General features: G+C 65.2%; 1 protein-coding gene. It reads left to right on the forward strand.

Translation table 11 applies throughout. The annotated features are described in order from the left end of the window. Positions 1-624 (forward strand): IS66 family transposase (tnpC, locus tag NKJ15_RS32925; protein ID WP_352819861.1); only part of this gene is annotated, 624 nt, incomplete at both ends.

Consider the following 624-nt stretch of genomic DNA (forward strand, 5'->3'; position numbering starts at 1 on the left):
TGCAGGCCGATGCCTTTGGTGGTTATGGCGATCTCTATGCGACGGGTCGTCAGCCGGCGCCTGTTCTGGAGGCCAGCTGCTGGGCCCACAGCCGGCGCAAAGTATTTGAGCTGGCCGATGTCGAAGCGGCGGCGCGCAAGAAGGCGCACGGCGAGAAGCCCAACCTCGTCTATCCGCTGGCGGTCGAAGCCGTGAAGCGCATCGATGCCCTGTTCGATATCGAGCGCGCGATCAACGGCCTGTCGCCGGCCCAACGCCACGCCGTGCGCCAAGAGCGGAGCGCGCCGCTGGTCACCGAGCTCGAGCGCTGGATGATCAAGACGCGCGACAAGCTCTCGCGCGGACACGATCTGACCAAGGCCTTCAACTACATGCTGCGCCGCTGGTCATCCTTCACCCGGTTTCTCGACGATGGGCGGATTTGCCTATCCAACAATGCAGCCGAGCGAGCCCTGCGCGGCATCGCTCTCGGCAGAAAGTCTTGGCTGTTCTGCGGTTCCGATCGCGGCGGACAGCGCGCTGCCGTTCTCTACAGCCTGATCGTCAGCGCCAAGATGAACGATGTCGACCCGCAGGCCTGGCTCGCCGACGTCCTCGCCCGACTGCCCGCCTATCCGGCCCATC

The sequence above is a fragment of the Mesorhizobium sp. M0207 genome (genome assembly GCF_040321995.1).
GTDB lineage: Bacteria > Pseudomonadota > Alphaproteobacteria > Rhizobiales > Rhizobiaceae > Mesorhizobium.